The sequence below is a fragment of the Chitinophagales bacterium genome, from assembly GCA_020636535.1.
Lineage (GTDB): Bacteria > Bacteroidota > Bacteroidia > Chitinophagales > JADIYW01 > JADJSS01.
Genome location: JACJXT010000012.1, coordinates 464,018 through 487,496 on the forward strand (window position 1 = coordinate 464,018; position 23,479 = coordinate 487,496).

Sequence of the window (23,479 nt, forward strand, 5' to 3'; positions counted from 1 at the left end):
TCAATATAAAAATTATAAATAATTGTTTATTCATTAGTTGTTAGTTTTAGTTGTTGTAAATAAATTTACTCTGTGTGTTATATTTTCTCGTATGTTTATATAAAATAAACTATAATCATAAATATGATAATTAGATTTTAATAATGGTATAAATCCTTTTTCTTTTGGTTTTTGAATTTCCAAAATACCATTGCCACATTTTGCACCTGTCATGTTTGGAATAATATTACCAGAATTATTTTGTAAACTTCCTAAATTGTATTTGCTCGTAACAAATGTTTTTTCAGTTGTCCAACTTAAAGGATTAACACAAATAGCATTGTTGTATTCGTGTACAAAATTATTTGGATTGGCATCCATTTCGAAAGTGTTATAGGAAACGATAGTGCCTAAATCATCTGGTGATTGACACACTTTTAAAAAATGAAATTGGTTTTCTTGAACTGGATAACCAATAACATATGCTTGTACCAACTGCTTTTGTAAAGTAGTTCCGTCAAAAAAATCTTGTAACAAACGAATAGCCAACAAAGAACCTTGGCTATGACTTGCTATGACAATTGGTCTACCATTATTGTAGTGATCTAAATAATATTGAAAAGCTTTTTTAACATCTTGATACGCTAAATCGAATGCATTTTGAGCTGCTTGAGAGTTTCTTTTAAAGAAATTGTGTAGTAATGCTTGTCTATATCTTGGTGCATAAACTTTACAAGCACCATTAAAAACACTAGCTTGGTATTTTATAGTAGTTTCATCTGTTTTTTGATTGATTTTTTCATTGTCGATTTCTGCGTTACTTTTATAACCAACAATAGCTGTTGTAGGATGAATAAAGAAGACATCTGCCTTTGCACTAGTTTGATTGTCGTGCAGTGTTGTATCGTTTGGCGTCCAGTCTGCATTATCAAAAACCGTTGGTAATGCTGCCCAATATTTGTTATTGGCATAGTCTGGAGCATCATCTGCAAAAGCAAAAGCACTTATAAGTGTAAAGAAAAAAAGATATATACTTTTCGTCATTCTACAATATATTAAGAATTTAACGAAAGTGTAGTCAAAAAGTGTTCCAGTTGTGGTTAAGGAGTGTTAAGAGAAAAATGTAGCTTATTCCAATTTTAAATTAAGATGTATTGAAAAACTTTTAAACCTTATTGGCTAGTTGTCCGCATGCTGCATCTATATCTTTTCCTCTACTTCTGCGAACATTTACAATAACGCCATTGTTGTGTAAGTATTTTGTAAATGCATCTCTTTTGTGTAGCGTTGCTTTTTTAAAATCTGCTTGGTCTATTTTATTATATTCTATAATATTTACTTTTATAGCTACACTTTTACTTAGGTTGACTAAATTCTTAGCGTCATCTATAGTATCGTTTACACTATCTAGTAAAATATATTCGAAAGTAATTTCGCTTTTGCTGTTTTCTTGAAAATACAACAAGGCATCAATCAACACTTCAATATTATTTTGTTCGTTGATTGCCATAATGGTATTTCGTTTTTCATCGTCTGCAGCATGTAAAGAAAGCGCTAGGTTTACTCTTAAATTATCGTCTGCTAATTTTTTAATCATTTTAGCAATGCCTGCTGTAGATACTGTAATTCTTTTAGCAGCAATGTTTAATCCGTTTTCGCTAGTAATGAGTTTAATGGCTGTTTTTACATTGTTGTAATTTAATAAAGGTTCACCCATTCCCATAAAAACAATATTGCTTAAATCTTTTCCTAAGTGTTCATTTGATAGTTGATTTAATAATACTACTTGATCATATATTTCTGCAAAAGATAAATTTCGTTCTCGTTTTAAAAATCCTGTAGCACAAAATGCACAAGACAAACTACAACCTACTTGCGAAGAAATACAAGCCGTAGCTCTTTTTTCTGTAGGAATTAAAACACCTTCTACAAAATGATTGTCGTGTAATTGAAAGGCAACTTTTATAGTACCATCTGTAGAAATTTGTGTTTGATCTATTTGAACTGGTAAAATATCAAAATGTGCTTGTAGTTTTTCTCGCAAAGCTTTAGAAAGGTTGGTCATTTCATCAAAGCTAATTGCCGATTTTTTCCAAAGCCATTCATAAATTTGTTTAGCTCTAAACGCTTTTTCTCCGAGTTGGTCTAGTGCTTCAATAAGTTGATTTAAAGAAAGCGTTCTAATATCTTGTTTGCCTTGCATGATGCAAAGATAGCATAAGATTTATACATCTACTTGTACTACTTTTCTATGATATCTGCTTACAATATTTGGATCTGGTTGTATTCTTACTGCTGTTTTACTTTCGGTAGATTTATACGGAATAGCAGACAAGACATATCGAATACTTTCTAATCTTGCTCTTTTTTTATTGTTGGCTTTAACAATTATCCACGGACTAAAAGAAGAGTGTGTTTGTCCAAACATAGCTTCTTTGTATTTGGTATAATTATCCCATTTTTTTTGAGCTTCCATATCTACTGGACTCAATTTCCATTGTTTTAATGGATTGGCTTTTCTGCTGTTAAATCGGTTAAGTTGTTCTTCTTTAGAAATAGAAAACCAAAATTTTATAATTATAATTCCGTCTTCGTATAACATGTGTTCAAACTCAGTAACTTGTTGCATAAATACGCTGTACTGTTCTTTAGTGCAAAACCCATTTACAGGCTCAACTACTGCTCTATTATACCAACTTCTATCAAAAAAAACAATTTCGCCTTGGTTTGGTAATTGCTTAATATATCTTTGAAAATACCATTGTCCTTTTTCGTCTTCGCTAGGTTTAGGTAATGCTACTACACGCATTGCTCTTGGATTGATGTGTTCTGCAAATCTTCGTATCGTTCCACCTTTTCCTGCTGCGTCTCTTCCTTCAAACAAAATAGCCACTCTAGCACCAGTTTTTTGAACCCATTGTTGCAATTGTACTAACTCAATTTGTAGTTTTTCTAAATCTTGCTCGTAAAGAAATGTTTCTTTTAAATGTGCTATATCTTTTTTATTATTGATATATTTGAATAGTTCTGATTTCTTTTTTAATAATTTAATTCTTTCATAGAAATCACTATTTTCAGTTGAAGTATCTATAGTCTTATTTATAATAGCTTCTTTTGGTTTAACTAAACCATTTCCAAAGGTAGAACTATTTCCTATTTCTTTAGATACTGTTTTTTTCGTTATGCTCCTTTTTGCCATAGTTTCAAAGTTAAGCATTTATAATTTTCTGTTAAATGATAAATGTCATATCTTATCGTTAGCATCATCTTTTTTTTATTTTATGAATTGTATTATCTTGTTAGAATGTAATTCTAAATAATAAATGAATGAAAAACTATAATAGACGAAAATTCATAAAAGCTACTGCAATGGCAGGAACAGGTGCTTTAATTAGCTCTTGTATGAAAACGGAAGATTTTAATGCCTACGAAAAATACGATGCATTAGTTATTGGTTCTGGTTTTGGTGGCTCAGTTAGTACCTATCGTTTGGCAAAAGCTGGTTTAAAAGTTGGCTTGATTGAAAAAGGCAGGTCTTGGATAAACCACGATTTTACTTCATCTAGAAATATAAATGAAAAAACAACTTGGTTAAGTAATATTTGCAATTTGCCATTTGTAAATATAAAAGTACCAATTTCAAAATATGCAGGCATAGTAGAATATCATGACTTTCAGAATATGAATATTTATAATGCAACTGGCGTTGGTGGTGGTTCTTTAGTTTTTGGTGCAACTTATGTTCAGCCACACGAAGAAGTTTTTAATCTAGTTTTTCCAACTGAAGTTAGTTTCGAAGAGATGTCGCAAATCTATTATCCAAGAGTAGATAGTATGATTAATATTTCTCAAGTTCCAGAACATATTTATCAATCTGAGTATTATACACATGCTAGAGCGTTTAATCAACAAGCTTTAAATGCAAATATGACTGTTCGTAGATTGCCTGCTTCTTATGATTGGTCTATCATTGATAAAGAGTTAAATGGCGAAATTCCTAAAGAGTTTCTTTATGGAGATGGTGGCTTTGGTACAAGAAATGGAGCGAAAGACTCGTTAGACAAAAATTATATTCCAGATGCTGTTGCTACAGGAAATGCTACACTACACACTTTACACGAAGTACAATATATTAATCGTAGAGATAATGGTTATGTAATTACTGTTCACAGAATTGATGAACAAGGCAATATTTTAGAAAAAAAGCAAATGTGGTGTAAATATCTTTTTCTTTGTGCTGGAGCTCCAAATACTTTAAAATTATTATTAAAAGCAAAAACATTAGGTCATTTGCCAAACCTTAATGATAGAATTGGTAAAGGATTTGGTACAAATGGTAAAACTTTTTTTAAAAGAACTATACAAGAAAGCACAGGTGCATACACTGCTTATGTTCCTGCAAATGGTGTATTAGATATTGATAATCCTGTGGTGCCAATTTTTATAGAATGTGTGCCACAACCAATTAATGTTTTTTTACCAGGCATTCCACAAAAAAGTTTATTTCATGTTGCCTTTGGATTTTCATCTTATAGAGGCGAATTTAAGTATAATGCTTTTTTAGATAAGTTAGAAATGAATTGGAGTCAAGATGGTATTCAAGAATCTATAAACGCTGCAAGTAATTGGGCAGAACGAGTAAATGAAGCTAATCCTGGAAGTTATGTTGACACTGATTTATTTCCAAACAAATATTTAAAAGATACATCTTATCATCCATTAGGTGGTTGTGTTATTGGCGATGCTACAGATTATTATGGTAGATTGTTAGAATATCCAAATCTTTATGTAAACGATGCTACTTTAATTCCTGGTGTACTCGGAGCAAATCCTGCGTACACCGTTGCAGCACTAGCAGAAAGAAACATAGAACATATTATTAATAACGATATAAACTTGTAAATAATTCTAAAACTTTATCAAACCACCAACACCACCTTCTACTAATTGAGCTGTACCACCATGAGCTTTTAATCCAGCAGGAAAAAAGAGACTTCCTTTCTGTTTTTTGCCTAAGGCACCAACATATACATGAGCACCTAATCTAAAATACAACGGTGCTGGCATTCTATAGGTGTGATATAAGTAAGCACCCAATTGATAATAAAAGCCAAATTTGCCAATTAAAATTTCATCGCCAACATAAACACTCCATTCTGTACTCGCTTTTTTTATGATTTTGTCTACTACTTTATCTTGATTAACATACAAATGTGGCCAACCAAAATTAAACTCAAGTGTAGTTCCTGCACTTATTTTATTCGTTATATTAATATATCTACTATAACCAAAAGTAGTTGCTTGCATTAACCATGATTTATCTGGTGTGAATTTGGTGACATCTAACATGCCAAATGTTGTTTGTGCTAAAAATTCATTTTTATATTGTGGTGAAGGTATGCTATCTCTATTAATAGCAATAGGTTCTTTTTTTGGATAATAGATGATTCCAAGTGTACCTGTAGGCGTATTGATTCCTAAATTAGGCAATTTAACAGCTCCATCAGAATAATGAGAATAAGTAAATGCAGTAATTAGTTTTACTTGTGATGCAATTTTCCATTCTAATCCAAAACGCAATTCTACAAAAGCATTAAGTTTAGAACCTAATACATTATTGTAACTGTTTTCTTTTTCATCGTATTTTTTGGTAGCATAAGCAGCACCAATTCCCATTTTAATATTAAAGTCGACAATTTTGCTACGCACTATAGGATATTTCCAATACACAAAAGCAGCATAGGCATTTCCCATAGTATCGCTATTGTGATGAAACACAGCAAATACGCCTCCACCAATTTCTGGATAGTGCAATTTTCTTTGCCATGCTTTGCTTCCGTCTGTTTGTTTAAATGCATTGAGTTCTAAAGCATAGCTAGGTCCATTTATTGTTGGTTGAAAATTAGTAGTGTGCCTAAAAATTCTTCCCATTTGCACATTGGCATCTATACCAACTTTAGCAGGAAAAAAGTTAGGTTGATATTTTGCTAAACTCAACTTTGGTAATAAAATAGTGAACAGGAATAAGTAAAGTATATATTTTGATTTCATCTTCTACAAAGAACGAAGATAAAATAAAAAAGGTTGCCTCTACTAAAATTTGGGCAACCTTTTAAAAACAAATTAAGTGTTGGTTTAGAATATATATCCTATTTTTACAAAACCACCATGATTGTTGTTGTTGAAATCGGTTAATAACTTATAACCACCATTTAAAGTAAGTGCAGCATAAGGTCCAAATCTAAATTCAACACCTAAACCACTTTGCATTATAAACTGTCTGTCTTTTAATGTCATTACTTCATTGTCGTAAGTACTTTGGTTGGTTTTGTTAACACCAATTTCTGAAATAAATTGAGGAGCAATATTTTTATCAGTAAAATTTACTCTAACATTAGCAGTAGCAGCTAAATCTGCCCACTTGTTTTTAGTAACATTAATGTGAATGCCTTGTCCTACAAACAAATACGGATTAATACGCATTCCCCAAGTTTCGCTAATAGAGAAAAATGTTTTACCATAGGAAAAACTTGTTCCTAATTCTGTAATTGAAGAAAAACCTCTTCGGTGATTACCATCAATTAAATAATTGACATTTTCTTCTTCTTAAACGGTTGATTGTTCTTGTGCCATTATTGGTATCAACATAGATACAAACAGCATACTTAAAAATACTCTTTTCATAATAAAAAATTTAGTGTTACAAAGTTGCAAAGGAATGCATGCATTGTGTTTAGCGTAGTTTTACTTTTAAATGAAAGAGAGATGAATACTAAATTATTTAAAAATTAACCCTTTTGTTGAAATATTAAATAATGCTACGGTTTTGTTTTAAATAATAGCTACTCCAATGTTGTCGAGACATTAAATAACTAGAGAATCAACGGCTTATATTGCTAGTGTGAATTAATACTATAAGGTTAACTTATAGCTGTTTCATGAGTGTTTCACAAAACTTGGCATTTAAATTGGTTAAAAATCTTTGCTTTTGTATAGTCTATTTTTTAAAAAAAGTTTCATATTTGATACTATGAAAGAAATACCTTTAATTACGCCTTTACAAAAGTTTTATCAATACGAAAAAGAAAAAGCCAATCAAACTTTTTTAAGACAAGCGATTAACGACCAATGGATACATTATTCGTGGAAAGAAACTGGCGAAATCATAAGAACAATGGCTGCTGCTATTCAAGCTCAAAATTATCCAAAAGGAACAAAAATTGCTATCCTTTCTGCTAATTGTGCTCATTGGATAATGGCTGATTTAGCAATTATGATGACTGGCTGTATTTCTGTTCCATTATATCCAACAATAACTGCCGATATAATAGATTATTGTTTAGAACACAGCGAGTCTAAATTGTGTTTTGTAGGAAAACTAGACAAATGGCACGAACAGAAACAAGGAATTCCAAAAAATGTTACTTGTGTTTCGTTTCCAGACTATCCGCAAGAAGATTGTATTGACTGGAATGCTTTTACTAAAAAGGTAAAGCCGTTAAAGCAAAATTATATTCCCGACTTAGACGATATTTGTACGATAATCTATACTTCTGGTACTACAGGAAAACCCAAAGGTGTAGTACATAATTTTGAATCGATTGCGTATGCTCCAACTTGGCTACTTAAAGAATTAGAGTACATTATAGAAAATGATAGATTCTTTTCTTTTTTACAGTTGGCACATATTGCAGAACGCATGTTGGTAGAAATGGGTGCTTTATACTGTGGTGCTTCTATTTCCTTTGCAGAATCTATAGAGAAAGTACCACAAAACTTAAAAGATACTCAACCAACGGTGTTTTTAGCAGTGCCTTTAATTTGGACGAGAATGCAAAATTCTATCTTAGCAAGATTGCCACAAGAAAGATTGAATATGCTTTTAAAAATTCCGTTTTTGTCTGATTTGATTAAAAGAAAAGTTAAAGAAAATGCTGGTTTATCTCAGTGCAAGTATATTATTTCTGGAGCAGCTCCAATTCCTGTTTCTTTAATTGAATGGTATGAAAAATTAGACATTACGATTTGCGAAGCTTATGGTATGAGTGAAAACTGTGCTTTTTCTCATGGCAATAGATTAGAGTTTAGAAAAGTTGGAACTGTTGGTCAGCCAATGCCTAATACGCAAGTAAAAATTAGCGATGTTGGTGAAATTCTAGTTAAGAATAAATGTACCATGCAAGGTTATTACAAAGATGAAGCCAAAACGAAAGAAACCATTACAGAAGATGGTTATTTAAGAACTGGTGATAAAGGCGAAATTGATGTAGATGGTTTTTTAAAAATTACTGGTAGAATTAAAGAAATATTTAAAACAGATAAAGGTAAATATGTTGCTCCTGCACCAATTGAGTTAGAATTGTCTAAATCGCCATATATTGCTCAAGTTTGTGTAGTAGGTGCTAATATGAAACAACCAATTGCATTAGTAAATTATACGAATGAAAATGGTGCTGATAACCCAACTATAGAAGCTGATTTAATAACGACCATGAGTGAAGTAAATAGCAAGTTATCAAGTCATGAAAAAGTAGCTAAAATTATTATTATGAAAGAAGATTGGACTGTAGAAAATGGTTTGATGACACCTACACTTAAAGTAAAACGCAATGAGCTTGAACAAAAAGTAGCTGATAAAGTAGCAACATGGACACAAGATAGAGATACTAGAATAATTTGGGAATAGTTGGTTGATTTTAATCCCGACGACACTAAAAAACTAATATGGTTTTGTAATAAAATATACTATTGTATTGTTTATTTTTTGAAATTAATTTTTGTAGTCGTTGGTGTTGCTGTATTTATACCATAACCACTTCCGTTTAAGATATTGTAACCCCAAGTATTTGCAGATGTACTGCTTGGAATAGTAATGCCATCGCCGTAACCATTATTGTTTAATGTAATGTTCATTCTATTAGGAGCTGTTCCTGTATGGTCGTTGGTACCATCGTTGTACCAAGACCAAGCTAAGTAACCAATACTTTTACTATTGGCTTTGGTTAGCAAATCAGCATATCCTGTTGTAGTACTTCCATCTGGCAAGATATTACCCATTTCGCCAATAACAAAAGGTAAGCCACTATTTACTAAACCATTTAATCTGTTTGTTGGATCAAGGTTGCATAAATTGGTTTGCCAATCCCATTTCCAATAATAAGTATGTACGCTAAACAATAAGTTGTGTTGAGGATCAAAATCAAGGAGATATTGTCCATTGCTTACACTTTGACCATAAGATGATGAAGTAAAAATTTCTGCTCTATCTGCATATCCATAAGCATCTATCATTAAAGGAACTGCTATGCCTTTATTTCTTATAGCTGTAATAGCTGTTTTGTAAGTATTGATAAAGGTATTGATATCGTTTTGCGAATAATTGTTTTGATTGGTATTCCAATTAGCGCCCCATTCATTTGCAATATTAATAATAAGATGCCCTTGATGTTTTTTTAGCACTGCAACAATATCATTTCTTGTCCAAAAAGCTGTAATAATATTTTGGAACTGCATAGCATCTGCTTTTCCTGTTAAATCGTGCAACATAATAATTGGCAAAATGCCTTTGTTTACATAAGTTGTAATGGCTCTGTCTAAATCGTTGGCAGTATAATAAGTAGTGCCTGTTTGTGGTTCTGGACTACCTGTAATGTGTGTCCACCAAGCTAAACGCACTACATTGGCTTTGGTAGAAGCAACTGCGTTGGCAACTTGTTCAATATCGTTACTCCAACCTTCTTTATAGGCTGGAACATTAACACCTCTTAGTATTACATTATTACCATTGCTGTCTGTAAGAAACCGACCTTTTACTCTTAGCACAGAATCGGCAACTGGCGTTGGTGTTGGCGTAGTACCTCCACCAGTAGGAATGCAACTTTGAGTTAGCAGTATTAAAAAGAGTGTTATTATAACTGTTAAAAGAAAGAAATTTGACTTTTTCATATTATTATTTTTTATTCAAACTTCAATATTTATATTAAAATTTACAAGCACAAATCGACGAACGGTAGGAAATAATCGATGAATGACATGGGAAGAACCAAGATTGGTAGAATCGAGAGAATAAGACTTTTTGATTTTAGATGTTTAGGAACAAGATTATTATATTTTTATAATAAAAAAACAAATATTTTTACTATGGTTTATTTAAGATTGCTTCGTTATATTTATTTACAAAGACAAAAAAGTTTGGCTATCTTCTTTTAAAACAAAAATCCCAAAGTATTTTTATGCTTTGGGACATTCAACTAATGTGTTTTATGAAAAATGGTTTGTTATTCGTTGTACTGAAATTCAAAGTCTGCTACTCCTACTAAATAGTGTTGTACATTAGGATTAAATGACTCTATAAAAATAGGTATAGTGCTTTGTTGATCTCTATAATTTAGTAAAGTAATTTTACTTTTTGTAAAAGAATAAATTGAAAGACCGATGTCTACTCCATTTGTATTATAATAAACATAATATTTTTTATTAACACCTCCACTTGTATTATTTACACTTACTATATATCTTTTTCTTGCCATTATTTCTACTGAAGATATAAGTTCTTTATAGGTAAAAATATTTGTGTTGCTAACAGCTACCTGTGTTTGGGCAAGTACCGATTTGGTTTCTACATCCCATAGCGAAACTATATAATTTCCAGTCTCAGGCATTTTACAACCTAATTTTGTTATTTTACCATCTATAGATGCATAAAACTCAAATCCCATTTCAAAATTTGTAAAATTTGTAGCATAAAAGGTATCAACCATCTGCTTTTCATTTGTAATAGTAGAGATTGGTGTTTCTGTTATTGTTTTAATTGTTATTTCCTCTTTTTTGCAAGAAGTAAGTAATGTGATTGCCACAAATACGCTTAGTCCTGTTAATTTAATTTTTTTCATAAATTTTTTCTTTTTTTGTTTAAAGTTCATTCTCTATATTAAAATTTACAAGCACTAATCGACGAACGGTAGGAAATAATCGATGAATGACATTTTTTAGATTTTTAGAGCCAAGAATCTTAGATTTTAGACTAGATTTATAAGTGATTCTTCTTCTTATAAAATGGAAATAAAATAAATGTGGCTGTTGAAAATATATTTTTATAGTTATATTTGATTATCAGAATTAAAAGATGAATGCTAAAGCCAAAATAAGTTGCTTTGTAGTAGATGATAATTTTATTGACCGAAAAACAACGCTTGCTTTTTTAAAACAATATGAGTTTATAGAAATTCTTGGTGAGTTTGAATCGCCAGTGGATGCTTTAAATGCAATAGAAGAACAGCAACCTTTTGTGCTTTTTTTGGATATAGATATGCCAGAAATGAGTGGTCTTGATTTAAGAAAGCAATTAATGAAAATTCCTGCTTGTATTTTTATTACCAGTTATCCAGAATATGCTGTAGAAAGTTTTGATGTAGATGCATTGGATTTTATGGTAAAACCTATTAATAAAGCTCGGTTTGATAAAGCAATACAACGATTGGTAGATTATTACACCATTAAACGAAAAGCAGATATTTTATCACATTCATTAGATACAGAAAACATAATTATTAAACAAGGATCTGACCAAATTAAACTACAACTATATGAAATTCTGTATCTCGAAGCAATGAAAGACTATACTGCAATAGTAACAAATAACAAAAAATATATGGTGTTAGATGTTTTAGGTAATTTGATTAAAAACAAAGCATTTAAAAATTTTATTCGCATACACCGAAGCTATGCTATTCAAAAACACTATGTTACTAAATACAACAATAATGAAATTGAATTAGACAATAACAGTACTTTGCCTATTGGAAGAAGTTATAAAGACACTATAAAAGAGTTGTTTCATCAATAATTAACAAATATGAGATACTCTTTTCTTCTTTTCTTGTTTTTTAGTATCTCTTCTTCTTTGATTGCACAAGAAAATTTCTATATCGATTCCTTAAAAAAAGAATATACACAAACAACTATTGATACATTTCAAGCAAAATTATTAAACCAAATTTGCAGATACTACGAACAAACCAATATAGATTCTGCTTTTAAGTATGCTAATATTGGATTAAAACTGACCAAAAAAATGCAATGGAAAAAAGGCATTGCTGCATTTTATACTAGTTTTGGAAACACTTATTCCAATCAAGGAAAAAGTGATACTGCAATATTATATTATAAAAAATCACTAGCATTAAATATTAAAAACAACGACACAATTAATATGGCTTCTTCTTATAATAATTTAGGATCTATTGCCAACTCACAAAGTGATTATATAACAGCTACTAATTATTATAATAAATCATTACAACTAGCAATTGCTTCAAAAAACAATATTAATATTTGTTATGCAATGCAAAATTTAGCATTGGTATATGCTATACAGCGTAATTTTAAAAAAGCATTTGAGTATATAAATCAAGCTATCAATGCAGCTAGTAAAACTAATGAAGAAAGTTTATTAATAAATCCATATGCTTTATTAGCTAATATTTATTCTGATATCAATCAATATGATTCCGCTATATTTTACTATCAAAAAGCACTGCTTATTACCAAAACTTACGATTATAAAACAGATGAAGCAGAAATATTAAACAGTTTAGGAACTATTTATATGAACTTAAAGCAATACAATAATGCTATAAATGCGTATTTGTCTTCAGAAAAAATATGGAATACTTACGATGAACATGCTGAGTCTGCTATTATAAATAAAGGTTTTATTGGCGATTTTTATCAAAAAATGGCATTTTTAAAATTGAATAATGATAAAGAAGCAATTCAACAAATACCAACAGCTACACAACAATTATTACAGTTGAGTATTCAATACAATAAAGAAGCAATGGAAGGTGCAAAAAGCTTAAATAACAAAGCACTGCTTTCTAATTTTCTAGAAAGTATTTCAGAAGCATATACCTCTATTGGCAACTACAAATTAGCGTATGAAAATTATAAAGCATCGATTGAAATAAATGATTCTATTTTTTCGCAAGAGAATAAAAACAAAATAGCACAATTAGAAAGTCAGCATGAAATGGATAAAAAGAATGCTGAAATTAAACAACAACAAGCTAATATTAAGGCACAACGAAAAAACTTATTAATATTATTTATTGTATTGATTGCTGTTATATTAATTGGATTTTTATTTTATAGATTAAGTCAAATTCGTAAACAAAGAAATCAAGAACTACGACTACTCAACACACAATTAGACAATGCCAATAAAACCAAAGCCAAGTTCTTTTCTATTTTATCGCACGATTTGCGAAGTCCAGTTGCAAGTCTAATTAACTTCTTACAATTGCAACAAATAGACAGTAGTATTTTAAGTGAAACTGAAAAAGAAGAACAACAACACAAAACAATGCATGCTGTAACTTCTTTGTTAGATGTGATGGAAGGCGTTTTACTTTGGAGCAAAGGACAAATGGAACATTTTACACCAGAAAAAAAACAGACGAACATCAATAATTTGTTTAAGTATATTGAAAATTATTTTATTACAGTTACAAATATTAAAATTACATTTTTGAATAGTGATAATTTGTTTTTATATACTGATGAAAACTATGTAAAAACCATTATGCATAATCTAACGCAAAATGCTGTACAAGAATTAAAAGAAAATGAGCATGGAAAAATAGAATGGAAAGCTAAAAAAGAAAACAATCAAATTATTCTTTCTATTACTGATAATGGTAAAGGCATGAACGAAGCACAAATGCAGAAGTTTGAAGCCAACACCAATATCAACAGCAAAAAACATGGTTTAGGTTTATATATAATAAAAGATATGGCAACTGCAATTGATTGCGAAATTACCATACAGTCAAAAGTAAATGAAGGAACAACGATTAATTTACATTTTTAAAAACATATCATTACACTACTCTGCCTATTTATATTTACCTTTAATGATTGTTAATCAAAAAAAAATTAAAAAATGGATAAAGATCAATTAAAAAACAAGGCAGAAGAAACTGTAAATGGTATTAAAGGACAAATTGCAGAATTAGAAACCAAATTAGAAAGTGCTACTGGCGATGCTAGAGCTAAAATAGAAGAGCAATTAGAAAAATTAAATCTAAACAAAGCGTCTATTCAAGAAAAATTAGACAATTTAGAAGATTTAGCAGAAGAAAAATTAGGCGACTTAAGAGCACTAATTGATGGTGGTGTTGATAGTTTAAAAGATACTTTTGGCAAGATCACAGGAAGTTTATTTGGTAAAAAAGAAGACAATCAGTAGTAATAAATATTATTACTATATTATAAAAGAGCATCTTTAGACAGATGCTCTTTTTGTTTTAAACAGCATTGCTAAATTTTGGTGTGTCTTTCAATTTGGTGTCGTTCATCAGTTTTTCATCAAATAAAGCACATACATTTCTAAGAAAACGCCAACCTAAATCTGTAAGCGTAATGGTATTATTTTCTAATATAATAATATTGTCTGCTTGTAGTGTTTTTAAATTTGTTTGAGCTGTTGGTGTAAAAACAAAATCATTTTTCCACGATGTTGTTCCATTACAAGCAATATTTAATATATGTTGTCTATTAATTATATCTTCTTTTGTTAAATCTATTCCTCTAAAAATTGGTAATTGGTTATCCTTCAACGCTTCGTAATAAGCTTCAACTGTTTTTAGATTTTGTCTATATCCAAAAAAAACATCGCTAATAGCAGAAACACCTAAACCAATTAAAACTGGCGTGTTGTTGGTCGTATATCCCATGAAGTTTCTGTGCAAAGTTTGGTTTCTTTTTGCTTGTAAAAGTGTATCTTCTTTCAATGCAAAATGATCCATGCCTACTTCTTCATATCCTGCATTATTAAATAAATCTTTTCCTATTGTATAGAGTTCATATTTTTCTTTTCCTTTAGGTAAATCATCTTCACTATATGCTCGTTGCGATTTACTTGTCCATGGTACATGAGCGTAGCTATAAAAAGCAATTCTATATGGTTGTAGCGTTATGGTTTTTTCAATGGTGTGTTTTATACTTTCTGCTGTTTGAAAAGGCAAGCCATATATTAAATCGTAATTTATAGATTCATAGCCAATACTTCTTGCCCAATCGGTAACAGCTTTTGTTTTTTCAAAAGGTTGAACTCGGTTAATGGCTTTTTGTACTTTTAAATCTAAATCTTGAACGCCAAAACTAACGCGTCTAAAACCAATATCATACAAAACCTTTAAATGTTCTTGTGTGGTATTATTTGGATGTCCTTCAAAACTAAACTCATGATTTTCTTCAACAATATTGTCTTTTAAAATTTCTTGTATAAGATGTTGTAAGTTTTGTGGACTAAAAAAAGTTGGTGTTCCTCCACCTAAATGTATTTCTTTTATTTTTATTTTATCTTGAAATATATTTTTATAAATATTCCATTCTTTAAGTAGTGCATCAATATAAATTGTTTCTACACTATGGTTCTTTGTAATTCTTTTATTACAACCACAATAGGTACAAAGTTGTTCGCAAAATGGCAAGTGCAAATAAAGTGTTATACCATTTGCTGTTTTTCCATTTTTTATTGCTTGATGAATTTGCTGCGACCACTGTTCAGTGCTATTCAATGGTTCTTGCCAATATGGTACCGTTGGATAACTCGTATATCTTGGTATAGGAACATTGTATTTCTGAACGAGATTAAAATCTAACATTACATTACAAAGGTATGATTATTACTAGAAATCAACAATGCAGAAGTTTAAATCTTTGATATTGTATTATCACTAATCTTCTTTAAAAATTACAGCTAAGTATTTTTCGTCTCTTTTGTAAACATCTGGATAAAATTTTAATTGGTTGTCCCAATCTACTTCTGCTGTAAAATATTTAATAAAAACAGGCACTGGATTTTTTAGATTAAAATTTCTAGTCTGAATTTTTTTATCTCTAATCACTTTTAAAGAATCGTAGCTAATGTTAAAAGTATCCATAGACAAAACTTTAGCTGCTATTTCTAATGGATCTTGACATCTTATACAACCATGACTATATGCTCTATAGTCTTTATTAAACAAATATTTGCTTGGTGTATCGTGTAAGTATATAGAGTGTTTATTTGGAAACAACATTTTAACTACACCTAATGCATTTTTATAACCTGGTGGTTGTACTACTCTTAAGCCACCATTTGCATATTTTGTAACTTGGTAACCTTTAAAGCTCTTCATCTCATTTTTAATGATTGATTGAGGCACACTCCATGTTGGCCAAAGCACAATTCTATCAATAGCACTAGTAATTTCTGGTGTTGCTCTTTTGGCATTTGCCAAACCAATTACCACATTTTTTTCTAGTGTTACTTTATCATCTTGAATGATTTTTAATTTGAATGCAGGAAGATTAACATACACATACTGTTCTGGTAAATCGAAATCGCCAATACGCCACTTGTCTGCATTAATAGCCAACATTTTAAACTTTTCGTAGTTATCTCTTTCCAAAGCTCTAGAAGTCATAGCACCAAGCACACCATCTTGATTATAGCCAACTTCTTTTTGAAATGCTTTTAATGCTACTAAATAAGCAGAATCGTTGGTTTTCATACTATCTGCTAAATAATGATGATAGACCAATGCTTTTTTTGCATCTTCAATAGCACCAATAGAGTCTGTTTTATAATCTCTTATCGTGATTTTATCTGGCGAGATATTGTTTTTAGACACAAAAGCTTTTACTGCTTTCATGTATCTTTTATACACAGGATTTTGTGGCTCTAGTTTTGCTAGTGTTTTAGTTGTATTCTTTTTTTCTTGAATTTCATCTACTAAGGCAATATATTTTTCTGTTTTATCATAAAAATTATGATTAATAGATTCTTGTCCTTCTACAAACATGCCATCATCTAAATGCAAAGCAATTTTTAGTAAGCATTCTGTTATTGTAGCGTCTAATTCACTTAATAGTGTATAATTAGTAGACACTGAATCTATCATTAAAGAGTCGTATAGATATTGTAATTTTTTTATTGGATAATTGGCTTTATTTAAACCATAGTATTCGCAAGTAATTATTGTTTGATAAACCGATTTTCCTGCATCATTTAAAATATAATAGTTTGTCCAAAGTGGTTTAAATTTATTGGTTTCGTAAATTTTTTGAGCAACAAATTCCCAATTTGCTGTTTTTGTACTATCTACATTACTTGTGTGCAATGTATCTATAATTTTATCAAGCTGATTAGACAATGCTGTATTAAATTCTTCTAAGTTGATAGAAGTATTAGGCAATTCTTTTTTGTTTTTACACGATGGTAACAGAACTGCAAACACTAAAGCACTGCACAAAGTAGTTAATAGTTTGTTTTTCAAGTTTATTTTTTTGTAAAAATACGAATTTCTTGTGTTTATTTAGTTTTAATTTAATCGAGAAGCTAAAACACATTTATAAGTGTATGACTTTTGTTCACCATTGCTATAAGATAAATTGACTTGTACAAAGTAAATACCAATTTTAGATTTATTGCCATCATTATCTGTTCCGTCCCATTTAAAGAAACCTTTGTCGTTGATAGATTCGTTTTCGGTAATTTCTTTTATTAATCTACCTTCTGTATTATATATATTAGCAACTGCTCTTGCTAAACTATTTTCAAGCTGATAAGAAATTAACAATAAATCATCAAAGCCATCTTGGTCTGGCGAAAAAACTTCTGGCTCAACAGTAACTGTAGCAGCAAAGTCTATTTCTTGTAACTCAGAGTTTTTAATTCCTGGTGTTGCAAAACCAACCGTTTTAGATGCAGAATGCCAATTGTCTACATCTTGAGTTTTATTGTATAATGGACTTACTCTTTCTAAAGAAATGCCTTCTATGTTATTAAGTGTACTTAAATGAAAACTACTGTAGTAATGTAGTTTATCTAACATTGTATTTTCTGAGTTTTTAATTATTACAATATCTTCTTCTTCATCTAAAGGCAAATCAGAAACCGTAAAACAGTTGTCGATGTTTGTATTGCTATAGGTTGATGACAATTGATTTGCATCTAAAGTAAATACTAAATAATCGTATGGTTTTATTAGATGTTCATCATCAAACGATAAGTTAAAGTTTTCTATTTGTGATACTACACTTGCTTTAGCAAAAAGAATATCTTTTACTTTAAAATAGTTTTCAGTATTGTTTTTAATTTCTACAAATTGTTCGTCTGCATTTTTTGGAGTAAACAATACTTCATTAATTACTAAATCGCCAATTGCTGGAATTTTTGTATTGATGATAGAAAATGAATCGACCAAGATATTATTGCCAATACAAGCTTCAATGTTTTGAACAAATAAGGTATAAAATGTATTTAAAACTAAATCATTGTTTAATGTTAAATGTACTGTTTTGTCATCTAAAGCTATAGCAGATTGTATGCCTATACTTGGATTAAGTGTATAATTGCTTATCGTTTCTAAACTTGCCATTTGCATTGGGTAATTAAAAGCAACACCAATTGTTTTAGCATCTATAATTGTTGCACTAATAGCAGCATTTGCTCTGTCAATAGTAATAGCAGCATTTGCACTTGAAGGCGTTCCTCCACTAGTGTTTGCACTTTCATTCCAAACAAACAATGGCTCACAACTATTTGGATATTGTAACTCTAAGCTATAACCTCCATTTGCTTTTTGAGCATCATAAAAATAGTTGTTGTTCAATGTTACACTATCAATTATATTCTGGTTAATATTTAAAAACTCAAACGATTGTCCTGCTGTATTAAAGTTTGTCCAATTAGTACAAGCAACAACATTATTTATTCCATTAAATAGATTGATAGCAGAAGCATCACACAAAACAACATAACTGTTGCTAGCAATAACAACTCTGTTTGGAACAATAGCTCCATTGTTTAATGTACATGCACTAATATCTATCACATTGTTGGTATTATTGTACAATTCTATATATTGTGCATTTGGCAAAGCTGTACTTCCATTTGGATTGTACAAAACTTCATTAATTGTAATTTCGTTTGCACTTGGATAAAAAGGCGTCTGAAAGTTATTCGTTAAATTATCTGTTGCGTTTTGATTGATATCTGCTACATTATCTACAGTTACTGTATATGACGAATTGCTGTTTAGTGCATTGTCTAAAGTAAGTGTAACGCTGTTATTTGTATTGTTAAGCAGTGCTGTATTAATATTAAATCCATTTATAGAATAATTACTACTGTTATTTGCACTTGTTTCGTCTAAAGCTTCAGAAAAAAACACTTGTACTGTTTTTGGATTTAGCACGACAATGCTATCAATCGTTGGAGCAGTGTTATCTGTAATATAATAGATATTATCTATATAAAAATTAGTTTTATTGGCTAAAGTGTAGTTTGCTAAAAATCCGAAAAACTGATTATTCGTAAAAGTAGTGTTTGTAACGCTATCAAGCGTAATAAAGTTGGCCGCATTAATGTCTTTATAGTAGAACACAAATTTGCCATATTGATTTTTAGTTACTTTGTAAATAAAGTGAGGTGTTGTACTAAAAACACTTGGCAACATATTTAGTAGCAACTGTTCTGTTGTTCCTGTTTTTACATAAAACTCTAATCCATCACTATTGCCATTGCTTCCAATTTTTAAAAAATAAGCATTAATTGTATTGTTTGATAAATCTTCATTATCACTTGCTAAAAATATCTTTACAAAATCACTTTCTGAAGGATTATAGTCTTGCTTGATTTCAAATTCCCAAGAAACATTATCAAAACTAGTAGTAACTGTACTTAAGTAAGCAACCTCTAAATTGTCGTTCCCATTTAACTGTAATTGTTTATCACTATTAACTTCAAACAATTGTTCAGTACCATCCCAATTTGGATTTTGGTTAAAACCGCCATCTGTAAACTGTTCTACGAACTGTGCATTTGCTACAGTTGCTACAATTATCAAGCAATAAAAAAACAATATTTTATTTAAAAATCTCAATAGCATTTGCCTATAATTCGGTTAGTTCACTATTAGAGTAGAAAATTACGCAAAAAAGGTTGTTTGGTAACAATAAATTAAGCATAAAATTTATAACTGTCTAAAAGATAAAAGAGTAACTTTACAGTTTAAAAGAATAAATATGAAAGTAGCTGTAGTTGGAGCCACTGGTTTAGTTGGTGGAGAAATGCTAAAAGTATTAACAGAGAGAAATTTTCCTGTAACCGAATTAATTCCTGTTGCATCTGCAAGATCTGCTGGAAAAAAGGTAGCATTTAAAGGCAAAGAATTCACTGTTGTAACACCAGAAACTGCTATTGAAATGAAACCTGATGTGGCTATTTTTTCTGCTGGTGGAGGCACTTCTTTAGAATATGCTCCGAAATTTGCTGAAGCAGGTATTACTGTTATTGATAATTCTTCTGCTTGGAGAATGGATCCTACAAAAAAATTAGTCGTTCCTGAAATAAATGCAAATGAACTAACAAAATTAGATAAAATTATTGCTAATCCAAATTGCAGTACCATACAAATGGTAGTGGTTTTAAAACCATTACACGATAAATATAAAATTAAAAGAGTAGTTGTTTCAACTTATCAATCGGTTACTGGAACTGGTAAAAAAGCTGTTGACCAAATGATGAACGAAAGAAATGGTATTGAAGGCGAAATGGCATATCCTTATAAAATTGATATGAATGTTTTGCCTCATATTGATGTTTTTCAAGACAATGGTTATACCAAAGAAGAAATGAAAATGATTAAAGAAACCAACAAAATTATGAGTGATGACAGCATTAAAGTTACGGCTACTGCTGTTAGAATTCCTACTGTTGGTGGACACAGCGAAAGTGTAAACATAGAATTTGAAAACGATTTTGATTTGGCTGAAGTAAGGCAATTACTCAATGATATGGAAGGTGTTGTAGTAGTTGATGATCCTGCAAATTTAAAATATCCGATGCCAATAGATGCTCATGGTAAAGACGAAACTTTTGTAGGAAGAATTAGAAGAGATGAGTCGCAACCCAATACACTTAACTTATGGATAGTAGCAGACAACCTAAGAAAAGGTGCTGCTACCAATGCTGTTCAAATTGCAGAATATTTATTAAAACATGATTTGTTAGGATAAGTTTCTAGAAAAAAGTTAATTCCTAATTTTAGAACTTGCTTTATCAAGAATAAAGCATTCAAAATTATTGGCTCGCTAAATCTGCTTCTTTTTTAGCTTTGATTTGCTTGAGCCATTCTTTTTCTGCTACATGATTTTTTACTACATCTAGCACTTCATTAACCATACCTATAATTAAGTGATTGGTAGATTCTACTTCTTCTGGATTTGGTGTTACTGCATCTAAAACAGTATCTACCAATAATTCTATATTGGCTTTGTTTTGGTCGTTGCCAATTTCTGTAATTAATTTATCTATGGTATTAAAAGTAATATCACTAACAGCATTGTCGAGCATTTTTTGAAAAGTGGTACCAACAATAGGTAAGAATCGTAGCATTTGAACTTCATTATTTTCTTCTAATGCTTTGTTTATTTTTGTGCTGATATAGCTTTTTAACTCTAATCGATGTTCTTTATAAACGACATCTACGGTATTGGAAATTTTATCTGCTAAAAAATTGACCAATATATCTTCTTTAGGAATTATTACTTGACTGATGATTTTATCTGCTAATGGTCCGCCTTTTGTTAATTCTGTTTGTGTCATTTCAATAATATTTACGACTACTCTATCAGACACTTCTTCAACTAAAATTTTTGTTACTTTTTGATATTGTTTATAGACTTTCGTTGCTTTTAAATCTATCACGCCAAAATATTGTAGTTTATATATTAAACTCACTAATCTAAATAGTCGAAAGAATTTAAAAATTCCAGCCATTGGAATCAGTCCTAGTACATCGTACCAATGTGTAAAAGGAAAAATCCACCACAACTCTAATTTTTTATGCACGATAGCTCTAATCCATCGATACATAAATTCTATGAAAAATACAGCGACAAACAACAAATCATAAAAAGCAAAGTTGGGTTCTATATATTTTCCATACCAATTGTGAAATGCTGGCCAAATGTAGTAATAAAACTCGTTGAATGGCTTTAAATGAAACGACCAATTAAATCCGTAAAACAATAGATTTTGAATGACTAGCCATATCATAAAAATATCTAGCCAAACGATACCAACTCTATCTGCTTGTTTAAGTTTAGATAAATCTATTTTAAAGAATTTTTTGAGTTTTTGAAACATTATATAAAAATAAAAAACTCCACTTATAAAAGTGGAGTTTAAAATGTTTATTTTATAGAACCTATTATTCGTTTTGAAGTATAATTGCAGAAGATATAATTGTATTTGATTTTAATACTGCTTCTCCACCTTTCTTTACCAAATAAAACAACATTGGATAAAAAAGACCCAATCCTACTCCAAGTCCAACTCCTAAAACATGTTTTCTATTGCTTTCTCCTAATATTGTTTCATTACCACTTAATTTTATAACCGTTCCATTAATATCTTGAGTGCTTTGAAATTGTATTTTAATACTACCAGCTCTTCCTATACCTCTAGCTTTTTCATTATCTATACTTGCAATAACTGCTGTGTTTTTTAATATTATAATTTTTCCATTAGTGTCTTTAATATCTTCAGCAACTTTAAATGTTATTGTATTTTCTTTTGACTTGCTTGTCATTTCTCCTCCAACAATTATAGGCACTTTTATTCCATTTAAACTTTGAGCTTTTGTTGTACTTATTAAAAAGAAAATACCAAATAAGATTAATAAATTTTTCAAGGTTATATTTTTTTCAAAAATAGTAAATACTTATAATAATCCTCCGCAAAATTTACAGTAAGTTGCATTGGCATCATGTCCTTCTTTATGACAATGACTACAAACCTGTGTGCTAATGTTTTTTTAACTGTTTTTTATCTTTATTAAAAAAATATTTTATTAATTTTATATAAAAATTAGATATGAAAAACAAGATACTTATTCGCCTCTTTGGAATTGTTATTCTTTTTTTGTTCATCAATGGTACTTATGATGGTATTTGGAACAGTTATAAAAAATGGATGCCTAAAGACTTTGACACTAAAAATAATATATTATTAGTAGATGATATAAAAGTATATGATAAAAAGGGAAACTTAGTGAAATCTTATGTGAAAGCAAATGAGCAGATGCGTGAATATATGAAAGAAAAGTATCCTTATGAATATGAATTTGTTAATGTAGATAGCTTAAATTTAAGTGATAAATATAAAGATACAGATAAATATAGGTATTGTTTAGTTTGGTCTATGAATACAAGTAAGACATATACAACATATAAACCATCTGCTCCTACAGGAATGCAATTTCAACAAAATGGAGGAAGTGCTTATAATACATTTACTATTAGTGATAGAAAATCAAATACCAATTTTGGTACAAGCAAAGGTACTTCATATATTATTGGTACTTTTTCTTTATATATAAATACTATTGTAAAATATGTAAATGGAGAATTAGAAAAACCAGAATAATCTTTAATTAGGTTATTA

General features: G+C 30.0%; 19 protein-coding genes. 7 read left to right on the forward strand and 12 right to left on the reverse strand.

Translation table 11 applies throughout. The features are described from left to right. Positions 1–33 precede the first annotated feature (33 nt). The 3 genes from H6553_11670 to ppk2 all read right to left on the reverse strand — a co-directional run bounded on the left by H6553_11670 (position 34) and on the right by ppk2 (position 3,178). On the reverse strand, positions 34–1,023 hold the full coding sequence (locus H6553_11670; protein MCB9034487.1) for a DUF3089 domain-containing protein: 990 nt from the start codon (positions 1,021–1,023) through the stop codon (positions 34–36). A 121-nt stretch (positions 1,024–1,144) separates the two neighbouring features. Beyond that, a complete protein-coding gene (rlmN, locus tag H6553_11675) occupies positions 1,145–2,182 on the reverse strand; it encodes a 23S rRNA (adenine(2503)-C(2))-methyltransferase RlmN (GenBank protein MCB9034488.1) in 1,038 nt (345 codons plus the stop codon). Between the two features lie 21 nt (positions 2,183–2,203). Then, positions 2,204–3,178, reverse strand: a complete 975-nt coding sequence (gene ppk2 / locus H6553_11680) for a polyphosphate kinase 2 (protein ID MCB9034489.1) — start codon at positions 3,176–3,178, stop codon at positions 2,204–2,206. Between the two features lie 128 nt (positions 3,179–3,306). Here ppk2 and H6553_11685 point away from each other — a divergent pair, with 128 nt between their 5' ends. After that, a complete protein-coding gene (locus H6553_11685) occupies positions 3,307–4,881 on the forward strand; it encodes a GMC family oxidoreductase (GenBank protein ID MCB9034490.1) in 1,575 nt (524 codons plus the stop codon). 6 nt (positions 4,882–4,887) lie between these two features. Here the strand turns inward: H6553_11685 and H6553_11690 are convergent, their stop codons facing one another. Then, positions 4,888–6,030, reverse strand: a complete 1,143-nt coding sequence (locus H6553_11690; protein MCB9034491.1) for an acyloxyacyl hydrolase — start codon at positions 6,028–6,030, stop codon at positions 4,888–4,890. Between the two features lie 84 nt (positions 6,031–6,114). Then, the gene (locus H6553_11695) at positions 6,115–6,462 is read right to left on the reverse strand and encodes a hypothetical protein (GenBank protein MCB9034492.1); all 348 of its coding nucleotides are present in this window, start codon (positions 6,460–6,462) and stop codon (positions 6,115–6,117) included. A 547-nt stretch (positions 6,463–7,009) separates the two neighbouring features. Here H6553_11695 and H6553_11700 point away from each other — a divergent pair. Beyond that, on the forward strand, positions 7,010–8,665 hold the full coding sequence (locus tag H6553_11700; GenBank protein ID MCB9034493.1) for an AMP-binding protein: 1,656 nt from the start codon (positions 7,010–7,012) through the stop codon (positions 8,663–8,665). 71 nt (positions 8,666–8,736) lie between these two features. On the opposite strand, the gene H6553_11705 is transcribed toward H6553_11700, so the two are convergent. Further along, the gene (locus H6553_11705; protein ID MCB9034494.1) at positions 8,737–9,924 is read right to left on the reverse strand and encodes a cellulase family glycosylhydrolase; all 1,188 of its coding nucleotides are present in this window, start codon (positions 9,922–9,924) and stop codon (positions 8,737–8,739) included. A 332-nt stretch (positions 9,925–10,256) separates the two neighbouring features. After that, on the reverse strand, positions 10,257–10,871 hold the full coding sequence (locus tag H6553_11710) for a DUF4082 domain-containing protein (GenBank protein ID MCB9034495.1): 615 nt from the start codon (positions 10,869–10,871) through the stop codon (positions 10,257–10,259). A gap of 233 nt (positions 10,872–11,104) precedes the next feature. On the opposite strand from H6553_11710, the gene H6553_11715 reads away from it, so the two are divergent. The 3 genes from H6553_11715 (at position 11,105) to H6553_11725 (ending at position 14,227) form a co-directional block, all read left to right on the forward strand. After that, a complete protein-coding gene (locus H6553_11715; protein MCB9034496.1) occupies positions 11,105–11,824 on the forward strand; it encodes a response regulator transcription factor in 720 nt (239 codons plus the stop codon). A gap of 9 nt (positions 11,825–11,833) precedes the next feature. Then, entirely contained in the window at positions 11,834–13,849 is a 2,016-nt protein-coding gene (locus H6553_11720; protein ID MCB9034497.1) for a tetratricopeptide repeat-containing sensor histidine kinase, read from the forward strand. 72 nt (positions 13,850–13,921) lie between these two features. Next, positions 13,922–14,227 (forward strand): hypothetical protein, encoded by a 306-nt coding sequence (locus tag H6553_11725; GenBank protein ID MCB9034498.1) that lies wholly within the window; start codon positions 13,922–13,924, stop codon positions 14,225–14,227. Between the two features lie 58 nt (positions 14,228–14,285). On the opposite strand, the gene hemN is transcribed toward H6553_11725, so the two are convergent. From hemN to H6553_11740, 3 genes are all read right to left on the reverse strand, one after another. Beyond that, positions 14,286–15,647, reverse strand: coding sequence for an oxygen-independent coproporphyrinogen III oxidase (gene hemN / locus H6553_11730; protein ID MCB9034499.1), 1,362 nt, complete (start codon positions 15,645–15,647; stop codon positions 14,286–14,288). A gap of 72 nt (positions 15,648–15,719) precedes the next feature. Further along, a complete protein-coding gene (locus tag H6553_11735; GenBank protein ID MCB9034500.1) occupies positions 15,720–17,303 on the reverse strand; it encodes a L,D-transpeptidase family protein in 1,584 nt (527 codons plus the stop codon). A 45-nt stretch (positions 17,304–17,348) separates the two neighbouring features. After that, a complete protein-coding gene (locus H6553_11740) occupies positions 17,349–19,877 on the reverse strand; it encodes a lamin tail domain-containing protein (GenBank protein MCB9034501.1) in 2,529 nt (842 codons plus the stop codon). A 178-nt stretch (positions 19,878–20,055) separates the two neighbouring features. On the opposite strand from H6553_11740, the gene H6553_11745 reads away from it, so the two are divergent. Further along, positions 20,056–21,048, forward strand: a complete 993-nt coding sequence (locus H6553_11745; protein MCB9034502.1) for an aspartate-semialdehyde dehydrogenase — start codon at positions 20,056–20,058, stop codon at positions 21,046–21,048. A 64-nt stretch (positions 21,049–21,112) separates the two neighbouring features. Here the strand turns inward: H6553_11745 and H6553_11750 are convergent, their stop codons facing one another. Together H6553_11750 and H6553_11755 are read right to left on the reverse strand one after the other, a co-directional pair. Next, entirely contained in the window at positions 21,113–22,180 is a 1,068-nt protein-coding gene (locus tag H6553_11750; GenBank protein MCB9034503.1) for a hypothetical protein, read from the reverse strand. Between the two features lie 64 nt (positions 22,181–22,244). Next, the gene (locus H6553_11755; GenBank protein ID MCB9034504.1) at positions 22,245–22,727 is read right to left on the reverse strand and encodes a hypothetical protein; all 483 of its coding nucleotides are present in this window, start codon (positions 22,725–22,727) and stop codon (positions 22,245–22,247) included. A 182-nt stretch (positions 22,728–22,909) separates the two neighbouring features. Between H6553_11755 and H6553_11760 the strand changes: the two genes are divergently transcribed. Further along, complete coding sequence (locus H6553_11760; GenBank protein ID MCB9034505.1) at positions 22,910–23,461, forward strand: hypothetical protein; 552 nt, start codon at positions 22,910–22,912, stop codon at positions 23,459–23,461. Positions 23,462–23,479: the final 18 nt, after the last annotated feature.

Excerpts from the sequence above, each read along its gene's own strand:
- H6553_11670 (MCB9034487.1), bottom strand. The coding sequence starts at position 1,023 with ATGACGAAAAGTATATATCTTTTTTTCTTTACACTTATAAGTGCTTTT.
- rlmN (MCB9034488.1), bottom strand. The coding sequence starts at position 2,182 with ATGCAAGGCAAACAAGATATTAGAACGCTTTCTTTAAATCAACTTATT.
- ppk2 (MCB9034489.1), bottom strand. The coding sequence starts at position 3,178 with ATGGCAAAAAGGAGCATAACGAAAAAAACAGTATCTAAAGAAATAGGA.
- H6553_11685 (MCB9034490.1), top strand. The coding sequence starts at position 3,307 with ATGAAAAACTATAATAGACGAAAATTCATAAAAGCTACTGCAATGGCA.
- H6553_11690 (MCB9034491.1), bottom strand. The coding sequence starts at position 6,030 with ATGAAATCAAAATATATACTTTACTTATTCCTGTTCACTATTTTATTA.
- H6553_11695 (MCB9034492.1), bottom strand. The coding sequence starts at position 6,462 with ATGCGTATTAATCCGTATTTGTTTGTAGGACAAGGCATTCACATTAAT.
- H6553_11700 (MCB9034493.1), top strand. The coding sequence starts at position 7,010 with ATGAAAGAAATACCTTTAATTACGCCTTTACAAAAGTTTTATCAATAC.
- H6553_11705 (MCB9034494.1), bottom strand. The coding sequence starts at position 9,924 with ATGAAAAAGTCAAATTTCTTTCTTTTAACAGTTATAATAACACTCTTT.
- H6553_11710 (MCB9034495.1), bottom strand. The coding sequence starts at position 10,871 with ATGAAAAAAATTAAATTAACAGGACTAAGCGTATTTGTGGCAATCACA.
- H6553_11715 (MCB9034496.1), top strand. The coding sequence starts at position 11,105 with ATGAATGCTAAAGCCAAAATAAGTTGCTTTGTAGTAGATGATAATTTT.
- H6553_11720 (MCB9034497.1), top strand. The coding sequence starts at position 11,834 with ATGAGATACTCTTTTCTTCTTTTCTTGTTTTTTAGTATCTCTTCTTCT.
- H6553_11725 (MCB9034498.1), top strand. The coding sequence starts at position 13,922 with ATGGATAAAGATCAATTAAAAAACAAGGCAGAAGAAACTGTAAATGGT.
- hemN (MCB9034499.1), bottom strand. The coding sequence starts at position 15,647 with ATGTTAGATTTTAATCTCGTTCAGAAATACAATGTTCCTATACCAAGA.
- H6553_11745 (MCB9034502.1), top strand. The coding sequence starts at position 20,056 with ATGAAAGTAGCTGTAGTTGGAGCCACTGGTTTAGTTGGTGGAGAAATG.
- H6553_11750 (MCB9034503.1), bottom strand. The coding sequence starts at position 22,180 with ATGTTTCAAAAACTCAAAAAATTCTTTAAAATAGATTTATCTAAACTT.
- H6553_11760 (MCB9034505.1), top strand. The coding sequence starts at position 22,910 with ATGAAAAACAAGATACTTATTCGCCTCTTTGGAATTGTTATTCTTTTT.